The organism is Flavobacterium sp. PL02, from assembly GCF_035013205.1.
In the GTDB taxonomy this organism is placed as follows: domain Bacteria; phylum Bacteroidota; class Bacteroidia; order Flavobacteriales; family Flavobacteriaceae; genus Flavobacterium.
The window spans coordinates 1,198,206-1,218,788 of sequence record NZ_JAYGJP010000001.1 but is presented as its reverse complement, the minus strand read 5'-3'; the positions used below and the strand labels follow the sequence as shown (position 1 = coordinate 1,218,788).

At 35.5% G+C, this 20,583-nt stretch carries 8 protein-coding genes; 2 read left to right on the top strand and 6 right to left on the bottom strand.

Annotated features, from left to right (window positions below; all coding sequences use genetic code 11):
- Positions 1–47: 47 nt before the first annotated feature.
- Positions 48–959, top strand: coding sequence for a bifunctional metallophosphatase/5'-nucleotidase (locus SHI72_RS05095; protein WP_039113078.1), 912 nt, complete (start codon positions 48–50; stop codon positions 957–959).
- On the opposite strand, the gene SHI72_RS05090 is transcribed toward SHI72_RS05095, so the two are convergent.
- The 5 genes from SHI72_RS05090 to SHI72_RS05070 all read right to left on the bottom strand — a co-directional run bounded on the left by SHI72_RS05090 (position 949) and on the right by SHI72_RS05070 (position 17,897).
- A complete protein-coding gene (locus tag SHI72_RS05090) occupies positions 949–1,638 on the bottom strand; it encodes a lysoplasmalogenase family protein (protein WP_039113079.1) in 690 nt (229 codons plus the stop codon). The two genes, SHI72_RS05095 and SHI72_RS05090, sit on opposite strands and share 11 nt — an antisense overlap.
- Positions 1,628–3,631 carry an NAD-dependent DNA ligase LigA gene (ligA, locus tag SHI72_RS05085; RefSeq protein WP_323489254.1) on the bottom strand — a complete coding sequence of 668 codons (2,004 nt, stop codon included), beginning with the start codon at positions 3,629–3,631 and terminating at the stop codon, positions 1,628–1,630. Before ligA ends, SHI72_RS05090 begins: the two co-directional genes overlap by 11 nt.
- A gap of 126 nt (positions 3,632–3,757) precedes the next feature.
- Entirely contained in the window at positions 3,758–5,692 is a 1,935-nt protein-coding gene (locus SHI72_RS05080) for an OmpA family protein (protein ID WP_039113081.1), read from the bottom strand.
- An 11-nt stretch (positions 5,693–5,703) separates the two neighbouring features.
- A complete protein-coding gene (locus tag SHI72_RS05075) occupies positions 5,704–6,636 on the bottom strand; it encodes a type IX secretion system membrane protein PorP/SprF (protein WP_323489253.1) in 933 nt (310 codons plus the stop codon).
- Between the two features lie 53 nt (positions 6,637–6,689).
- On the bottom strand, positions 6,690–17,897 hold the full coding sequence (locus SHI72_RS05070) for a gliding motility-associated C-terminal domain-containing protein (protein ID WP_323489252.1): 11,208 nt from the start codon (positions 17,895–17,897) through the stop codon (positions 6,690–6,692).
- 1,416 nt (positions 17,898–19,313) lie between these two features.
- On the opposite strand from SHI72_RS05070, the gene SHI72_RS05065 reads away from it, so the two are divergent.
- Positions 19,314–19,952, top strand: a complete 639-nt coding sequence (locus SHI72_RS05065; RefSeq protein ID WP_052259481.1) for a LexA family transcriptional regulator — start codon at positions 19,314–19,316, stop codon at positions 19,950–19,952.
- Positions 19,953–19,991: 39 nt separating this feature from the next.
- On the opposite strand, the gene SHI72_RS05060 is transcribed toward SHI72_RS05065, so the two are convergent.
- Positions 19,992–20,465, bottom strand: coding sequence for a DUF6495 family protein (locus SHI72_RS05060; protein ID WP_039114526.1), 474 nt, complete (start codon positions 20,463–20,465; stop codon positions 19,992–19,994).
- Between the last annotated feature and the right edge of the window lie 118 nt (positions 20,466–20,583).

Sequence of the window (20,583 nt, the reverse complement as noted above, 5' to 3'; positions counted from 1 at the left end):
TATTTAAGAGCTTTGGGTTCAAGCGTTTTACCGCAAAATAAATTAAAATGAAAAGAAGAGATTTTATTGAAAAAACCGCTGCTAGTACAGCATTATTGAGTTTGGGTTTATCTATGAGCAGTTTTACATCATCAAATGTAAAACACATAACTATATTACATACCAATGATGTTCACAGTCATATTGACCCTTTTCCTGCTGATGATCCTCGTAATGCAAACATGGGTGGTGTATCTAGACGTGCTGCTTTGATTGATGTAATTCGTAAAGAAAATCCAAACGTTCTTTTATTAGATGCCGGAGATATTTTTCAGGGAACTCCTTACTTTAATTATTATGGTGGTGAACTGGAGTTTAAACTAATGAGCATGATGAAATATGATGCGTCTACAATTGGTAATCATGATTTTGATAATGGTTTAGATGGATTATATGCACAAATGCCTCATGCTAAATTTGAGTTTATCTCTTCTAACTATGATTTTAAAAATACTGTAATGGATGGTCTTGTAAAACCGTACAAGATTTTTAATAAAGATGGCATTAAAATAGGTGTTTTTGGTTTAGGAATTCAGCTTGATGGCTTGGTAGATAAATTAATGTATAAGGAAACTGTTTACAATGATCCTGTAGAAACAGCTACCGATATGGTTCGAATTCTTAAGAAAGAACAAAAATGTGATTTAGTAATTTGTTTATCACATTTGGGTTATAAATATCGTGATGATGCAGCTAAAATCTGTGATTTAAAACTAGCTGAACTAACTCAGGATATCGATTTGATTATTGGTGGACACACGCATACTTTTCTTGATAAGCCTACTGTTGTAAAAAATAAAGCTGGTGAAGATGTCTTAGTTAATCAGGTAGGATGTTACGGGATTAATTTAGGAAGAATTGACTTTTATCTTAATAATGATAAAACAAAATCGGCTCAAGGAAAATCTATTATTGTCTAACCCGAATATTCTCGATTCTTTTTTGGATAAAATATTTTACCATAAAATAATAGGACAACATTTGGGTCGTATCTCTTATTAAGGCCAATACTACTGAATGATCAAAGGATTGGTTAAAAATAAAAAAGATGTCTGAGAAGATAAAGCAAGTTGTCATCAACGTTACTAAAAGGGTGAGATACGTACCTTTGGTTATATAACTAATAAATGAGACACAGCCCAACACACTCAATACGATACCGTATATGGTATAAATAAAATGGTTCTGACCTACTTTCTCGTATTGTAACCCAAGAACAGATACTAAAAGGTATATAATAAATAAAACGACTATTGCTACTGGCAAATAGTCGTTTTTTCTTAATTTTATTTTTCGATAATCTTCTATTATTAATCTTAGCAATAACAAATAGACTAATAAAAAAGAGAAGAGTGAACCCAACTCTGAAGCCTCTACCTCCATTAAATTAAATACTTCTCCAATAAAACAAAGTGCAAAAATAAATCCCTGAATTATACTTATCTTATAATTGGTTGTAATAAGATAATATATAAATATTGAAGGCACTACTATTGCCTTTGCGTACATACCAATAAAATCTTGCTCTAAGAAATCAAAGATAATTGTTAATGTTAATGCTAAGAAGTAAAGAATTAATGACGGTGTGTTAGCTTTCATTTAATTTGGTTATAAAATCATCTTCTGAAATTATAGGGATATTCAATTTATTAGCTTTTTCTAATTTAGCTGGCCCCATATTTTCACCGGCAACAACAAAATCAGTTTTGGCAGAAATTGAACTTCCTACTTTACCTCCATTATCTTCGATAGTTTTTTTGATATCATCTCTTGAAAATTTAGAGAAAACACCCGAAACTACAAAAGTTTTTCCTTCAAATTTGGTAGTTGCATTTGGATTGATTTTTTCGACAATCTCAAATTGCACTCCGTAACTTTTTAAGCGTTCAATGATGCTCTTATTTTCATCGTTCTCAAAAAATTCTATCACGCTTTTTGCAATACGCTCTCCTATTTCATCTACCAAAACTAAATCCATTAAAGTGGCTTGGCTCAATGCGTCAATATTCTTGTAATGTTTAGCCAATTTTTTGGCTACTGTTTCTCCTACAAATCGGATTCCGAGTGCAAACAAAACACTCTCGAATGGGATTTTTTTAGAATTCTCTACTCCTTTTACAAGGTTTTCTGCCGATTTTTGAGCCATTCTATCTAAAGGTAAAATCTGCTCTACGGTTAACTCATATAAATCGGCGTAATTATGAACTAATCCATTATTAAAAAGTAACGCTACGGTTTCTCCTCCAAGTCCTTCAATATCCATTGCTTTTCTTGAAATATAATGCTGGATTCTACCTATAATCTGTGGTGGACATCCGTAAAAATTAGGGCAATAATGATTTGCTTCTCCTTCTGACCTAACTAACTCTGTATTACATTCTGGACAATGTGTAATGTATTTTGTAGATTCTGCATCTGCTGGACGTTGTGTTAAATCGACTGCGATGATTTTCGGAATGATTTCCCCTCCTTTTTCTACAAAAACGGTATCATTTATTCTAATGTCTAATTTTTCTATTTGATCGGCATTATGCAAAGAAGCTCGTTTTACAATTGTTCCTGCCAATTGTACTGGCTCTAGATTTGCTACTGGCGTAATTGCCCCTGTTCTACCTACTTGGTACGAAATCGAGTTTAATTTGGTCGAAACCTGCTCTGATTTAAATTTATATGCAATTGCCCAACGAGGTGATTTAGATGTATAACCTAACTCTTCCTGGTGCTGAATACTATTTACTTTTATTACTACTCCATCAGTTTCATAAGGTAACTCATGACGATGCACATCCCAATAATCTATAAAGTCAAATACTTCTTGTAAATTGTTAGCCAGTTTAGCTTCGACAGGTACTTTAAATCCCCATTTTCTTGCTAGTTCTAGTCCTTCATACTGTGAGGAGAAAGGTAAATTATTACCCGTTACAAAATAAAGTAAGCACTCTAATGGTCTTTTGGCAACCTCAGCGCTATCTTGTAATTTTAAACTTCCTGAAGCTGTGTTTCTTGGGTTTGAATAGGGTGTTTCTCCTATTTCGATTAAATCCTGATTCATTTTTTCGAATCCTGCAAATGGCAAAATTATTTCGCCACGAATTGCAAAAACTGGTGGATAATTTCCTTTTAATTGTAACGGAATCGATTTTATGGTTTTGATATTATTGGTTACATCATCTCCCTGAAATCCATCTCCTCGAGTAACTGCACGTTTTAATTTTCCGTTTTCGTAAGTAATACTTATCGAAGCTCCATCGTATTTTAATTCGCAAGTATATTGTAAATCAACGTTTCCTAATACTTTTTGAACTCTGGTTTCCCAATCGACCAAATCTTCTTTTGAATATGAATTATCTAATGAATACATACGATATTCATGAGCTACTGTCTGGAAGTTTTTGGTTACTGTTCCTCCTACTCGTTGAGTTGGTGAATTTTCATCAAAAAATTCTGGATGCTGATCTTCTAATTCCTGAAGTTGCTTTAATTTCAAATCAAATTCATAATCTGATATTGTAGCATTATCAAGTACATAATAATTGTAATTATGCACGTTTAGTTCATCTCTTAAAGCTTGTATGGAATCCTGAATATTCATATTTTATTATAATTCGATTGTCTTTTATTATCCTAAAAAAGTTTGTCTAAAATAGACATTCAAAAGTATAATTAAAAACAAAAAAACCACTCTTTTAAGAATGGTTTTCACAAAGTTTTTTGAACATTATTTTTCTATTACAATAAAATCTGAACGTCTGTTAGCAAGATGCTCTTGTTCAGTACATTTTACACCATTACTACATTTATTCACCAATCGGCTTTCTCCATAACCTATTGCACTTGCAATTCTTGAAGCTTCAATACCTTTAGAAAGAATATAAGTTTGAGTAGATTTTGCTCTGGCATCCGAAAGCTTCATATTATAAGCATCTTTACCTCTGGAATCTGTATGTGACTCGATTTTAATTTTAATCTTAGGAAATTTTTGCATCACAAATACAACTTTATCCAATTCGGCTGCGGCTTGAGGATTGATATTTGATTTATCATAATCGAAGAAAATAGGATTGATATCTACTTTTTCTACTCCATCCTTTTTAACTACTAAATCATCATAATTACTAAGATAGAAATTAACGTCTTTTATCTCGGCATTGTTATCTTTTGTAGTTTCTATAAATTTTTCGTCTCCGCTAAAATTTGGCTTATTGGCCGTCATTTTTATTCGTTTATTACACGGAACTTCTAATTTATAATTTCCATCTGCATCGGTTTTGGTTTCGGTAATAACGGCATCATAAACATCATATGCTATAATAAATGTATCGCTTAAACCTTTCTTGGTTTTAGTATTTATAGCCTGACCAGAAACGAGTTGATTACAAATTGGTTTTCCTTTGGTAAAATAATAAATATCATCATCTCCTTTTCCTTGTGCACGATTTGATGATACATAACCGTAATTTTCTTTGGGGTCTATTACAAATGAAAAATCATCCTTATTACTATTTATTGGTGCCCCTAAATTTCTAGGAGCAGAAAAATTTAATTCTCCCGATAGTTTACTTTCATATACATCTAAATCGCCTAAACCATAATGTCCATCTGATGAAAAATAAAGTACTCCATTTCTATATGAAGGAAAAACATCATTACCAAGTGTATTAATTGTTGGTCCTAAATTTTGTGGTGAACTCATTGTACCATCATCAGCTATCTTTACAACATACAAATCGGTTTCTCCATAACCTCCTGGCATATCCGAAGCAAAGAATAACATTTTGCCATCATCACTTAAATATGGATGCCCTACTGAGTATTTATCACTATCAAAAAATACTTTTTCGGTTTTAACTAATTTGTTATCTTCTATTGTTCCTTTTATAATCTGGAAGTTATTGGTTCTGGATTCATCTATTACCAATTTATTCTTTTTAAGAATATTGGTTGTGTAATACATGGTTTTCCAATCTGGGCTAAAGGTTACTGTTGCCTCATGATATTTAGACATTACATTGGGTATAAAAAGTACTTCATTGAATAAACTCCCATCAATCGCACTTCTTTCGGCTACATATAAATTTAAGAATGGCTGTTTATTCCAATTGTATAATTTTTTATCAAAATTACCTGTATCTCTTGCCGATGTAAATACTACTTTATCTCCATAAAAGGTTGCTCCAAAATCGGATTTATCTGTATTAATAGCAATATTTTTTAAAGTATAAAGTGATTTTGCTTTTGATAAACTATCTAATAATTTCTTTTGATAGATATATCTGTCTATCTCTTTTTGATCTCCTTTTTTATTTAAGTATTCTTTGGTTACTTTATCCGCATTATCATAATCCATAACTCCTTTCATGGATTGAATGTATCTTAGATAATAAATATCGGATAGGTTATCTCCTTGAACTTCATATAGTTTTTGATACCATTTTAAAGCATTTCGATTATCGGAAATAAAATAATACGAGTCGGCTGCATTCTTTAAAGTTTGAACCGATGGTTTATCTATTTTTTGCAAACACTCTTCGTATGCTTTTGCAGCATCTGTATAGGAGTAATTTTTAAATAAAGCGTCGGCTTTTTTTAAGTTTGTTTGCGCCAAAATTGATACAAAACTAAATAGCAAACTAAGTATATAGAATTTTTTCATAGGTCAGGTTTTTAAAAGAATCTTGGAGATTTAATTTTACTTGGATCTTTATGAAATTGATAACGCAATATGAATTCATGGGAACCATCGTTGTATTTATTCAAATTGGTTACGGTATAATCATATGAGTATCCGATGTAAAAACTTGGCGAAATTTGAAATCCTGCCAATGCACTAACCGAATCATCAAAGCGGTAGGATACTCCTAGCACTACTTTTTCCTGAAGCATAAAATTGGCAGAAACATCTACAGACATTGGTGCTCCACTTACCAGTTTGGCTAAAAACGCAGGTTTAAATTTTAAACTTGGACTCAAATCAAATACATATCCTCCCATAAAATAATAATGCAATCTATCATAATCTATCGATTCTTGTACATCATTATAATAATCACTTCTTATAAAGCTAGGTACGGATGCTCCTGCATACCACCTGTCGGTGTAGTAATATACCCCTGCTCCTATTGAAGGTTTAATAACATTATTTATATTAGTATTTAACAATGCATCATTACCATCATAGTATCGGCCTTTTGACCAGTCTATGTTCATCATTCGCATTCCTGCTTTTAACCCAAATGCTAATCTTTTTTCATACCCTAATGGTATGGAATATGAAAAATTACCATCTAGATACAGCTCATTTGATGGTCCTAGTTTATCATTGACAACACTTAGTCCCAAACCTATTTTTTCATTTCTTAATGGTGCTTGTACAGAAAGCGATTGTGTTTGTGGCGCACCATCTATACCAACCCATTGTGATCGATGTAATAATACTGCCTCCAAGTATCCTGTAGAACCCGCATAAGCTGGATTAATAACCATTGTGTTGTACATATACTGTGTATATTCAGGATCTTGTTGCGCATTAGCAAAGAACGATACAAACCCGCAAAATATTAAAAAATAGGACTCTATAAATTTTACACTTAGTTTCATACTATAACTATTTAGTCAGTTAATTTAATTTGATGATTTATGTTAACAGGGGGTTATCTAATAATAGATAACCAACCTGTTTTAACTACTCCATCTGCACCAATATCCAGAACATAATAATATGTTCCCGCTGGTAATTTATCTCCTTTGTTAATTGCTCCCGAAACATTTGCTATTCCGTCCCAATCGTTATTATAATGGTCTTGTTTATAAACTAATGATCCGTATCTGTTATAAACATTTAAACTATTGTTTGGATAATTTTCAATACAATCTATTTTGAAAACATCATTTGCACCATCATTATTAGGAGTAAATTCATTATAAACCACTAAACATACAGGAGTTACAGAAGCTTCACCGTGATTATTTGTTGTATCAGAATCTATTGGATTTGAAATAACAACCGTGGCTACATTTAGGTAATTTCCTGTTGGTAATACTTGAACCACTACAGTAAGTACTGCGCTTTCATTAGCATTTAATACTGGAATATTCCATGCTCCAGTTATATTACTATATGTTCCAGTAGTAGTTTGTGCGCTTATAAAATCATATCCTGTTGGCAAAATTTCACTAACTATTGTATCTATAAAGTCTCCTGATCCTACATTATTTACTGTTACAGTAAAAGTAACTTTATCATTAATGTTAGGAGTTGGATTATCTACCGTTTTGCTCATTGTTATATCTGAACAAGTTGCAACTGCAAGGGTTAGTAATTTACTATTTGTCTCATTACATTGATTAGAATAAGAAACACTTACACTTGCTGGTCCTATTGCTGGCCATGAAACTGTTACAAAATTATCGGTAGCTAGACCTCCAGCTGTAATAGTACCACCTCCAGTAATTGTCCAATTATAATTTGACATTCCGCTTGCAGTTGTATACGTTATGTCATCAAAAACGCAAGGAGCTGCTTTGCTTGGAGTTATTGTAACCGGATCATTACCTGTAAAGTTGACCTGTACACTTAATCTCAAACTACTTTCACAACCTGTAGTCGCATCTTTCAGAGCTCCATAATAAGTACCTGCAACTAGTAATGTTCCTGGTGCTAATGGAGTTCCTCCTGTTGCAACATTGTACCAGACTACGCCAGTTTCATTTACCTGAAGACTTGCCACTGTTGGCGCATTTGTCAAACAGAAACTTTGAGTTGCGTTATTTGTAGTTGGCGTTGCAGGATCGGTAACTGTTACTGTTACTAATAAACGAACTGAACTCTCACAATTAGTTGTCGGATCATGGATAACTCCATAATAGGTTCCATTAGCTAAGACTGTTGTTCGTGTTAAAGCGATTCCGCTTGTAGCTGTGGTATACCAAACTACATTGGCCTCATTTACCTGAAGACTTGCTACTGTTGGTGCATTTGCAAAACAGAAGTCTTGAGTTGCGTCAGTAGTAGTTGGTGTAGCAGGATCAGTAACCGTTACTGTTACCAGTAAACGAACTGAACTTTCACAATTAGCTACTGGATCAAGGATCGCTCCATAATATGTTCCATTTGCTAAAACTGTTGTTGGCGCTAAAGCAACTCCACCTGTAGCGGTGCTGTACCAAACTACGCCAGTTTCATTTACCTGAAGACTTGCTACTGTTGGCGCATTTATCAAACAGAAGTCTTGAGTTGTATCGGTAGTAGTTGGTGTAGCTGGAGCAGTTACTGTAACTGTTACCAGTAAACGAACTGAACTCTCACAATTAGTTATCGGATCAAGGATGGCTCCATAATAAGTTCCACTAGCCAAAGCTGTTGTTGGCGCTAAAGCTGTTCCTCCTGTGGCAACGTTGTACCAAACTACTCCTGTTTCATTTACCTGAAGGCTAGCTACTGTTGGCGCATTTACCAAACAGAAGTCTTGGGTAGTATCGGTAGTAGTTGGTGTAGCTGGATCAGTAACCGTTACTGTTACCAGTAAACGAACTGAACTCTCACAATTAGTTACTGGATCAAGGATTGCTCCATAATAAGTTCCGCTAGCCAAAGCTGTTGTTGGTGCTAAAGCCACTCCACCTGTAGCGGTGTTATACCAAACTACTCCTGTTTCATTTACCTGAAGACTTGCTACTGTTGGCGCATTTACCAAACAGAAGTCTTGGGTTGTATCTGTAGTAGTTGGTGTAGCTGGATCAGTTATTGTTACTGTTACCAGTAAACGAACTGAACTCTCACAATTAGTTATCGGATCCAAGATCGCTCCATAATATGTTCCATTTGCTAAGGCTGTTGTTGGCGCTAAAGCTGTTCCTCCAGTGGCAACATTATACCAAACTACGCCAGTTTCATTTACCTGAAGACTTGCAACTGTTGGTGCATTTACCAAACAGAAATCTTGAGTATCATCAGTAGTAGTTGGTGTAGCTGGATCAGTTACTGTAACTGTTACCAGTAAACGAACTGAACTTTCACATCCTGTTACCGGATCAAGGATTGCTCCATAATAAGTTCCGCTCACTAAAGCTGTTGTTGGTGCTAAAGCTGTTCCTCCAGTGGCAACATTATACCAAACTACGCCAGTTTCATTTACCTGAAGATTTGCTACTGTTGGCGTATTTACCAGACAGAAATCTTGAGTATCATCAGTAGTAGTTGGTGTAGCTGGATCGGTAACTGTTACTGTTACTAATAAACGAACTGAACTCTCACAATTAGTTACCGGATCAAGGATTGCTCCATAATAAGTTCCGCTCGCTAAAGCTGTTGTTGGCGCTAAAGCCACTCCACCTGTAGCGGTGCTGTACCAAACTACGCCAGTTTCATTTACCTGAAGACTTGCAACTGTTGGAGCATTTACCAAACAGAAGTCTTGAGTAGTATCGGTAGTAGTTGGCGTTGCAGGATCTGTTACCGTTACCGTTACCAGTAAACGAACTGAACTCTCACAATTAGTTACTGGATCAAGGATCGCTCCATAATATGTTCCATTTGCTAAAGCTGTTGTTGGTGCTAAAGCCACTCCGCCTGTAGCGGTGCTGTACCAAACTACGCCTGTTTCATTTACCTGAAGACTTGCTACTGTAGGTGCATTTACCAAACAGAAGTCTTGAGTGTCGTCAGTAGTAGTTGGTGTAGCAGGATCAGTAACTGTTACTGTTACTAGTAAACGAACCGAACTCTCACAATTAGTTATTGGGTCTAAGATTACTCCGTAATATGTTCCATTTGCTAAGGCTGTTGTTGGCGCTAAAGCAATTCCGCCTGTAGCGGTGCTGTACCAAACTACGCCAGTTTCATTTACCTGAAGACTTGCTACTGTCGGTGCATTTACCAAACAGAAGTCTTGGGTTGTATCGGTAGTAGTTGGTGTTGCAGGATCTGTTATGGTTACCGTTACCAGTAAACGAACTGAACTCTCACAATTAGTTACTGGGTCTAAAATTGCTCCATAATAAGTTCCGCTAGCTAAAGCTGTTGTTGGCGCTAAAGCCACTCCGCCTGTAGCGGTGCTGTACCAAACTACGCCTGTTTCATTTACCTGAAGACTTGCTACTGTAGGTGCATTTACCAAACAGAAGTCTTGAGTGTCGTCAGTAGTAGTTGGTGTAGCAGGATCAGTAACTGTTACTGTTACTAGTAAACGAACCGAACTCTCACAATTAGTTATTGGGTCTAAGATTGCTCCGTAATATGTTCCATTTGCTAAGGCTGTTGTTGGCGCTAAAGCAATTCCGCCTGTAGCGGTGCTGTACCAAACTACGCCAGTTTCATTTACCTGAAGACTTGCTACTGTCGGTGCATTTACCAAACAGAAATCTTGAGTAGCGTCGGTAGTAGTTGGTGTTGCAGGATCTGTTATGGTTACCGTTACCAGTAAACGAACTGAACTCTCACAATTAGTTACCGGATCAAGGATTGCTCCATAATATGTTCCATTAGCTAAAGCTGTTGTTGGCGCTAAAGCCATTCCGCCTGTAGCGGTGCTGTACCAAACTACGCCAGTTTCATTTACCTGAAGACTTGCTACTGTCGGTGCATTTACCAAACAGAAGTCTTGAGTAGCGTCGGTAGTAGTTGGTGTAGCTGGATCAGTAACCGTTACTGTTACCAGTAAACGAACTGAACTCTCACAATTAGTTACCAGATCAAGGATTGCTCCATAATAATTTCCGCTCGCTAAAGCTGTTGTTGGTGCTAAAACTGTTCCTCCAGTGGCAACATTATACCAAACTACGCCAGTTTCATTTACCTGAAGACTTGCAACTGTTGGTGCATTTACCAAACAGAAGTCTTGAGTAGTATCAGTAGTAGTTGGTGTTGCAGGATCAGTTACTGTTACTGTTACCAGTAAACGAACTGAACTCTCACAATTAGTTACTGGGTCTAGAGTCGCTCCGTAATAACTTCCGCTCGCTAATGCTGTTGTTGGTGCTAAAGCCACTCCACCTGTAGCGGTGCTGTACCAAACTACGCCAGTTTCATTTACCTGAAGACTTGCTACTGTCGGCGCATTTACCAAACAGAAGTCTTGAGTAGCATCAGTAGTAGTTGGTGTAGCTGGATCAGTAACCGTTACTGTTACCAGTAATCGAACTGAACTCTCACAATTAGTTACTGGATCAAGGATCGCTCCATAATATGTTCCATTTGCTAAGGCTGTTGTTGGCGCTAAAGCCACTCCGCCTGTAGCGGTGCTGTACCAAACTACGCCAGTTTCATTTACCTGAAGACTTGCTACTGTTGGCGCATTTACCAAACAGAAGTCTTGAGTAGCATCAGTAGTAGTTGGTGTAGCTGGATCAGTTACTGTTACTGTTACCAGTAAACGAACTGAACTCTCACAATTAGTTACTGGGTCTAGAATTGCTCCATAATATGTTCCGCTTGCTAATGCTGTCGTTGGAGCTAAAGCCACTCCACCTGTAGCGGTGCTGTACCAAACTACGCCAGTTTCATTTACCTGAAGACTTGCAACTGTTGGTGCATTTACCAAACAGAAGTCTTGAGTATCGTCGGTAGTAGTTGGTGTAGCTGGATCAGTTACGGTTACTGTTACCAGTAAACGAACTGAACTCTCACAATTAGTTATTGGGTCTAAGATTGCTCCATAATAAGTTCCGCTAGCTAAAGCTGTTGTTGGTGCTAAAGCCACTCCGCCTGTAGCGGTGCTGTACCAAACTACGCCAGTTTCATTTACCTGAAGACTTGCTACTGTTGGTGCATTTACCAAACAGAAGTCTTGAGTATCGTCGGTAGTAGTTGGTGTTGCAGGATCTGTAACTGTTACGGTTACTAGTAAACGAACTGAACTTTCACATCCTGTTATTGGGTCTAAGATTGCTCCGTAATAAGCACCGTTTGCTAAAGCTGTTGTCGGAGCTAAAGCCGCTCCTCCAGTTGCAACGTTGTACCAAATTACGCTAGTCTCATTTGTCTGAAGATTTGCTACTGTTGGCGTATTTACCAGACAGAAATCTTGGGTATCATCAGTAGTAGTTGGTGTAGCTGGGTCGATCACAGTTACGGTTGTAACTTGAAGCTCACCATTTTTATTTTGACATGTAAAATCACTTGTTACTGCAACATAATAAGAAAAAGGGCTCATAAGTTTTGTTAATCCTGAGATTGTTAAAACTCCCACATTACTAACTGCATAAGTGACATTATCAACCACTAATCCATCAGTAATAGGCTGTGTTTTATTCGCATCAAAATACCAAAAGAAGACTGGGCTTCCCAAAGTACTTGTTGGTGTTAATACAGCATCAGTATCATGACAAATAGAAGCATTGTTTACTGCAATATCTGTTGGTAAAGATGTTGGCAATATTGTGAACGTAACTTGTTTTCTATCGCCTGAAACTGTTTCACAAAACTCATCTGAACTTACTCCAACATAATAAGTATAAGTTCCAGGAACTAATCCTGTTAACTTTAATTCAGAAGTTGTTTCCCCAGGAACCAACTGACTTGTTGTACCATCAAAACTATACCAGTAGTATATTGGATTTGTAAGTACTGGTGTAGCAGCTAAAGTTGCATTCAATGTTACTTTTCCATCTTCAGCACAAATAATAGTGTTATTTCCCCCATTAATTGTTACACTTGCTACTGCTGCTGCAGGAGTTGTAGCTCTAACAACTACAGTCACTTCTCCTCTCGCAAGAGCTGCACAGCCATAACGAATTGGTTGGATATAATATTTATAAGTACCTGCTGCTAACGTAGCTGGAATCGTATATGTCTGACCATCGGCAAGGAAATTTCCTCCAGTTGGGGAGTCATACCATTTATAAGTCGAACAATTGGCAGGGGGCACTTCTAATGTTATATTGCTACCAGGGCAGACCGTGACCATATTATTAATGTCTCCCCCAAGAACTTTAGTATTTGTTACACGGTCAATATTATGTACTCTAAGTTGGTCTAACACACTTGCTACACCTCCTAAAGATATTGTAACTCTATCATATGGTTGAGTTTGAGGTGCAACAACGGTCATTGCTATTGTACCTCCCGAAAGTAGTCTTAAAGACAATAAACTACTATTGTTTTGAATCGGTGCACCAACAGCAGTATTTCCTAAATAAAGCTGAATATTAAATCCTGTAAGCAAATTGAGATTTAAAATCGTTCCAGGTTTAGAAATTGTTATTCTAAGGCTATCCCCAACCATCGATGGTGTTCTAAAAGTTGCTGTAAGCTGAGCAGCAGCAAGTACTCCTGCTCCACTAAACATTGTAGCATAAGTAGCAACATCACCATCGGCAATATTCCACGGGTCTGTCACCCCTACAGTAGCTGTTAATGCGCCTACTCCTAAGTCTTTTACACCAAAGAAAACATCTTCAATATCACCTTGTCCACAAGTTATCTGAGTAACTGGCTTATCATAATAAGCATCATACACATTAATATTTTGTGCTACACCTAAAATTGACCCCATTTGTACTCGAATACCGTCATAAGCTTTAGGCCCTGTAGCATCGGATGGAACAAATGTATATTCGAATGAATTTTGACCTGATAATAAATTTAGTAATGATCCCGATATAGATTGTAAAGTTCCAATATCAATTGGGTTTCCAAGTCCATCACGTTTAGTTCCTACCACAGTAACACTTTGTCCCAGTGCAACAGCGCTATAATCTGAACCTAACTTAATTGTTACGGGAGTACCTTGTGTTATTGTTCCTGGCCATTGTAGATTTTGCCATGTTGTTCCGATACCTAAAAGTCCTAAACCAGTTGTTATTGTAGAATAGGTTTGTGGATTACCATCTACAGCACTAGCTTCATTTGTAACAGTTCCTGTAACAATAGTTCCCCACTGTTGAGTTGTAGCATATTCTCTCTCTAATAATGGATCACAACTAGCTGGGTCTATAACAGTAATTGTAATAGTCTGACTATTAGTACAAGTTCCATTACTCGCAATTACGGTATAAGTAAAAACACCAACAGTATTAAGTGCGCCTGTATTATTTGATGGTATAGCATTCCCTGATGGATCATACCACGTAACAGTTCCATTTGAAGTTGCGGATAAAGGTACAGAATCACCTAAATTCACAACCACCGAACTTGTTACTGCTGTTAAAGTAGGTAACTGATTAATTGTAACCGTTACTTTTTGTTTTACAGATGGACAATCAACACCGGTTGTTTGTGCCTGAATCCAATAATCACCACTTACTGTAATATTCCCTGCGGCAACTTCTGTGATTGGATTGTTTGATGAATCAAAGAAAGTATATGTCGTATTTCCTGATGTATCAAAATTTGTGATAGCATCTTTTAAATTTACTTTAGCACAACCCGCCAAAGTTGCTGTAACTGTTAAAGCTGAGCCTGCTGGAAAATTTACTACAACTTCTTTTAAAGCTCCGTCAATATTTTCGCAAATACCTCCATTAAGTACCGAAACATAATATTTATAAGGTGCATCAGTAGCATTAAGTCCACTAATTGTAAGAGCACCTGTTGAAGCATCTTTGGAGAAGGTAACTCCAGGTTGGGCAACAATAGTAGTCCCTGTTATAATTTCCTGAGTTTTACTTTGATCTGTATAATATTTAAATGTTGCTCCCGCAAATGTAGATGTCGGAGATAAAACAGCACCTCCCGCACAAGTAGCGGTTAAAGGAGTTGTTATCGTAATATCACTTTCTGTAGGAATAGGCAACACTGTTACTGTAATAGCCTGACGATTAGTATTCAAACACGGTGTAACTCCACGACTAGCTTCTAAATAAAATGTTTTAGTTCCTGGTAATGATCCCGTTGTATAAGTGTTTGTATTAGTTGCTAAAGCAGTCCCACCAGTTGCTACATCATACCAAGTAAATGTTTGTGTACCCGTAGCCGTAGCTGTTAATGTAGTAGTTTGTCCTGCACAAATTGGAGATGACGCTCCTGTTATCGAAGCATTTGGATATCTGTAAGAAGCCTCATAAATATCTAAGCTCGTTAATAGAGTAGCTAATCCGCTTAATTGAATCTGAACGCTTGTAAATGGACCTGCTGCTGTAAAACTCGCTCTAAAGCGGTTTCCTCCTAATAGCTGAACATTTAAAAGCGAACTAATAGCAACTTGATCACTATTAGGAACACCTGAGTTAAAACTTTGCAAAGTAATATTCGAAAGAGCACTGATATCAAGAAGTCCCACAGGAATTCCTAATTCAACATCTATAATATCACCTGTTTGCCCTGTTGTAGGGAAACTCAACATTTGCTGAATATAATCCCCTAGTAAACCAACAGGAATTGAAAGGTTGGCAGCAGTTGCATTATTTCCATCCACAGAAGCTCCGTTATTTGTTGAATCACATAATAAGCATCCTGTTGTTCCTCCTTTTGAAGTTACTTGTGAATTAGCTAATAAACAAGAATTGATTGAATTACTTATGACAACATTAATAACAGCCCTTGTACTATTTGTACAAGCTGTAGTTGTACTTCTCGCTGCAATATAAAAGCTCTTATTTACTATTAAAGCAGGAGATGGTGTATATGAGGTTGTGCCAGATGATAGTAAGTTTCCATTAATTGGAGCATCATACCAATCGTAAGCTACATCTGTAACAGGATTCGTAACCTGCAAAGTAACATTCTGTCCAGATTGAATAAATACTGTTGATGATCCTACAGTTGGTACTGATGGTACTGGATTAACATTTACATGTACCGGAGTACGGGTAGGACTTGAACAACTTCCAATAACTGCTTCAACATGATAAGTTACAGAAGCAGTTAAACCTGGTGTCGTATAAGTCGTACCTGTAAATACCAAATTTCCACCTGCAGATTCATCATACCAATTATAAGTTGTACCTGCAACTGGTGAATTAACTGTTATTATTGTGGATTCTCCACTACATACATTTAAAGGTGTAGCCACAACCGTTGTTGGAGCAACAGGATTATTAACTGTTACAAGAACAGGATTCCTTTCGCTATTCACACAACCATTACGAGTAACTTCAACATAATAGGTAGTATTCACGGTTAAAGGTAATGTTGTATAAGCAGCTGTGCTACTCAATAAAGTTCCTCCTGTTAAAGCATCATACCACTTAATCGTTTCACCTAAAGCTGCACTAGACATTAACGTTGTTGTTTGTCCGCTACAAATTGTCGTATTTCCAGTTATAGTTCTTGCTTTAAATTTATATGAAGCCCCATAAATATTAAGATTTGTTAGTAATGTTGCTAAACCTCCTAACCTAATCTCAACACGATCAAAGGCTGAACCTGCTGTAAGACTTGCTTTAAAACGATTACCCGTTAATAATTGAATATTTAAAAGAGAACTGTTTACAGCTACCCTATCATTATTATAGGTAGCACCATTATAGGTAGCTAATGAAATATAACTTAAGGCGCTTATATCTAAAAGTCCAGTTGGAATTTCTAAATCAACTGTAATAACATCTCCGGCCTGACCTGAGTTATTAAACTGAAGTGTTTGTTGAATCCAACCAGTAACTAAACCAACAGGCACTGATAATGTAGCTGCTGTACTGCTGCTACCATCAACCGAATTGTTAGGATTACTTGAAGAACATAATAAACAAAGTCCGTTTTGAGCTGTCTGTTGGCTATTTGCATCCAGACATCCTCCCAACGAACTAGTTGAAACATTTACAACAATCGGTACTCTGGTAGCACTTACACATCCTCCAGCAACATTACGCGACTCAACATAATATGTTTTGGTAGCAGTTAGTATTGGAGTAGTAAAAGTATTAGAACTAGCCAATAATAAAGTTCCTCCTGTAGGTACATCGTACCAATCCAAAACAACGCCAGACTCTGATGTCGAAGCGCTTAAGGTTGCATTTTGTCCCGTTAATATTGAGACACTTGGCGTTAATACCGTTGCCACAGCAGGAATTGGAGTTAAAGTAACACTAACCGGAGTTCTTGTTGCTGTCTTACAAGCTCCTATCGAAGCCTCAACATAAAAATTAGTCACACCCGCCGAGACAGTAGGTGTATATGTAGTACCTGTAGTTATAGCAACACCTCCAGTTGGAGTACTAAACCAGGAATAAGTTGTTCCCGGTACGGGACTTATCACCGATAATGTAGTCGCCTGTGTAGCTGTAGAAGAACAAATTGCAGTACCGCTACTATCTATAGCAGGTAATACAGGATTTAGAACATTTACTGTTACAGGTATTCGTTGATCGCTTTCGCAACCTACACCTCTTGAAACGCTTACATAATAAGTAGTTGTAGCTGTTAAAGCTGGTGTTGTATATGTATTAGTATTAGAAAGTGCAGTAGTAGAAGTTGCTGAACTATACCAAGCCAATGTTGTTCCAGCACCAGGCGTAGCAGAAAGAGCTGCTGATTGCCCGTAACATACTGATTGTGATTGGCCTCCTGTAATAGTTGGCGCTGCAAACTGCAAACGCACCTCATATACTCTTAAATTTACTAATAAACTTAATAGGCCTCCAGTTTCAATTCTTACACCATTTGCATCACCGGGCAATGTATATGTTACAGTTGCTATTGCATTACCAGGTAACAGCTGAAGGTTTAATAATGGACTATTTAAGGCTACCTGTGAGCCAACATCAGCCGCTCCATTTTTAGCCTGAACAGAGACATTAGATAATAAACCAACATCCAACAATCCGTTTCCTGTACCTAAATAAAAAACAATTTGGTCTCCCGCTTTTGCTGTCTGACTAAAACTTAATGTTTCTTGTGCAAAACAGAGTAAACCAACAGCATTTGTTAACGAAGCATAAGTAGCCATACTTCCATCAAATGCATCATTGGGAGTCGTTACACTCATACCAACGCACAATAATCCACCTGTACTATTGGTCTGTGAGGTCGGCTTACAAAAAGTCTGTGAAAATGAGCTCGAAAAGGGAATTAATATCAAAAACAACCACAAATAATTTTGTAGAAATGCCCCCTTTTTTATTGTTAAGAAAAATGTTTTCATATTCCTGAGAGATTAATAAAGTGATAAATAAATTCCAATATGATAAATAGGCAACTCTATCAACAATCTCTCTTATGCATTTACGCAGAGATTATTAAAACAAAAGCCATAATAACAAATCATCAGAAACACATTCTAATGCTGTTAAAAACATCTAAATTTTAAGGTCTATAAAAAATTACTCAGAATTTGTTGCAAACTCAATTCGCGAAGAAGCGTATGATTCCTTAATTCGACAAAATTTAAAAGTCAAATGAATGCTAAAAAAAGAAAGATGTTTACAAGAGTCATTTAAAGTAGATTTTAATTTCATAAAAATGTTTTTAAGAGATTAATGTATTTATTAGGGATTCTACTTTTGTCATTTTTTGGCTACCATAAGGCACTAAAAGCCTGTATGCGATGCTCCATATGGTCATCCATAAAAATAAAAAACAGAAATTTTAACTCGACGATTTTAAGTACAAGAAAGAATTCACACGATAATCTTAAAGAAACAGAGTTCTACAAGAAATGCGAAAAACTAAAATCTATTGATTTTTATAAATAGATTTAATTACTAATACTTGAGTAGTCGATTTACGCTTCTGGGGACTGAAGACTCAAATTAATAATACTACCTACGTATTATTATCGAATAGACAACATCGATAATCACGCCTATATTGAACATACTGATTGTTTAATTTTGGGATACAAAAAATCAGTTGTTTTATAAAAATATTTAAAAGGGAAAATTGCTTTCTAGCTATAACAACAAAATTAGATATGACATTTAATTTTGAATTGAATGCTAATGAAGTAAAAAATAAAGAAAAGAAGAATTCATTTCTTCTGAAAAAAGTAATTATAAATTCCATAAGCATCCAGGTTAAATAATAATTGACAAAAAATCGTACAAAAAATTTATTTATTTAAAGAGCTTTTTTTAAAAAGCCTTCATGCTATTATGTGGTATTATATTATTTTATTACAGAAAACAAATTAGAATAATAATAAATAATCATTTTTTTTATATATTGCTCTCCATTTCATTAGAATTCCCCGATTCTATATAAATATATAACCTATCTATACTTAATCAGATTTATATCTGACTTTCGGTGTTGTGCGATTTTGGGCAATAATTCAAATTTTAAGATATTAACTTAAAACATGCGAGTAATTAACGTTTTTTGACTATTTCTTTAACAGTCTTAAGATTAATTAACAATCGTTTAATGATTAATATTTCATAAATGTAAAAATCTTTTTTCGAATATGCAAGTAAAAAAATCACTAAATGCGAATTTAATCTTAAAACGATTAAAAAAAGCTTTACATATAAACACCGACATCGAGTTATCTAAATTATTGAATATCAAACCAAACACTATCTCTACATGGAAGAAAAGGGATACTTTGGATTTTAGTGCAATAATCTCAATTTGCAATGTTCATGAAATTGACTTAAATAAAATACTTTCAGAAAAAAGCCACAACGAAAAAACTAACAATATAATATTAAACAATACCCCTTTAATTAAAAGAGAGATTCAGTTTGAATATTGTCTTGGAAATGAAGATTTATTAAACACTTTACCCAAATATCATTTTCCGTTTATCCAAAGCAAAATTTCAAGAGCTTTTGAAGTAGTTGGTAATAATATGAAACCTATTATAAACGCAAATTCATTTGTAGTTTGTGAAATTGCAGATATAAATACAATAGAAGAAAATGCGATTGTAGTAATAATAAGTAAAACTAAAGGACTAATCATTAATCGAATAAGCAATGATAGCCCTTTAGAAAAAAACTTTACTTTAAGCAATGATAATGCTTTCTTTAAAAACACTACTATCGACTCTGAAGATATTAAGGAAATCTGGGCAGTAAAGAATATACTGATTAGAATTTAATTCAATCCAGATTTATTTAATAGTAATCAATCAAAGCGATTACGATTCGATAATCGTATTTATTTGCTTAAACAATTGACCATCGCTCAAGAATGCTCCTTGTTGAATTAATTCAAAAATTGAAGTATTACGATCATCGGTAAAAACTTTTTTACCAACTTTCATTTCGATAGTTTCAGTAAACATATTATCACTAAGCCATTGTAAACCTTCTTTAGTCAGGAAATCAGTTTCTGGAACTAAGGATTTCAAAACTATTGATTGCACATGTGTATCAAAACATTGAAATAAGAAAATATGATTCTTAGAAAAATGTTCTAAAAATTCAGCTCTTGAGAGAACGCCTTCCCAAATTAAATCAGAGAATACATCTAGCTCTTGCTCAGCTACCTCAGGCTTGTTTATTTTGATCGAATCCCACTCTGCCTTATCAATTGCTTGCGTTCCTAAAAAGTTAGCAAATTCAGCATGTAATTCATCAAATTGTTCTTTTGTTAATCTTGCGTATTTCATTTTTTTTTAGGCTTTATGCCTTACGCTATAAGCTTTAAGCAAGATGCTTTGTGCAAATAACTTTAAGTCTAATTAATTATTATCTTTTTTAAACAAAAAAATCCCGATTTACATCGGG

Coding starts and splice junctions, on each gene's coding strand:
- SHI72_RS05095 (WP_039113078.1), top strand. CDS start 48: ATGAAAAGAAGAGATTTTATTGAAAAAACCGCTGCTAGTACAGCATTA.
- SHI72_RS05090 (WP_039113079.1), bottom strand. CDS start 1,638: ATGAAAGCTAACACACCGTCATTAATTCTTTACTTCTTAGCATTAACA.
- ligA (WP_323489254.1), bottom strand. CDS start 3,631: ATGAATATTCAGGATTCCATACAAGCTTTAAGAGATGAACTAAACGTG.
- SHI72_RS05080 (WP_039113081.1), bottom strand. CDS start 5,692: ATGAAAAAATTCTATATACTTAGTTTGCTATTTAGTTTTGTATCAATT.
- SHI72_RS05075 (WP_323489253.1), bottom strand. CDS start 6,636: ATGAAACTAAGTGTAAAATTTATAGAGTCCTATTTTTTAATATTTTGC.
- SHI72_RS05070 (WP_323489252.1), bottom strand. CDS start 17,897: ATGAGTGTAACGACTCCCAATGATGCATTTGATGGAAGTATGGCTACT.
- SHI72_RS05065 (WP_052259481.1), top strand. CDS start 19,314: ATGCAAGTAAAAAAATCACTAAATGCGAATTTAATCTTAAAACGATTA.
- SHI72_RS05060 (WP_039114526.1), bottom strand. CDS start 20,465: ATGAAATACGCAAGATTAACAAAAGAACAATTTGATGAATTACATGCT.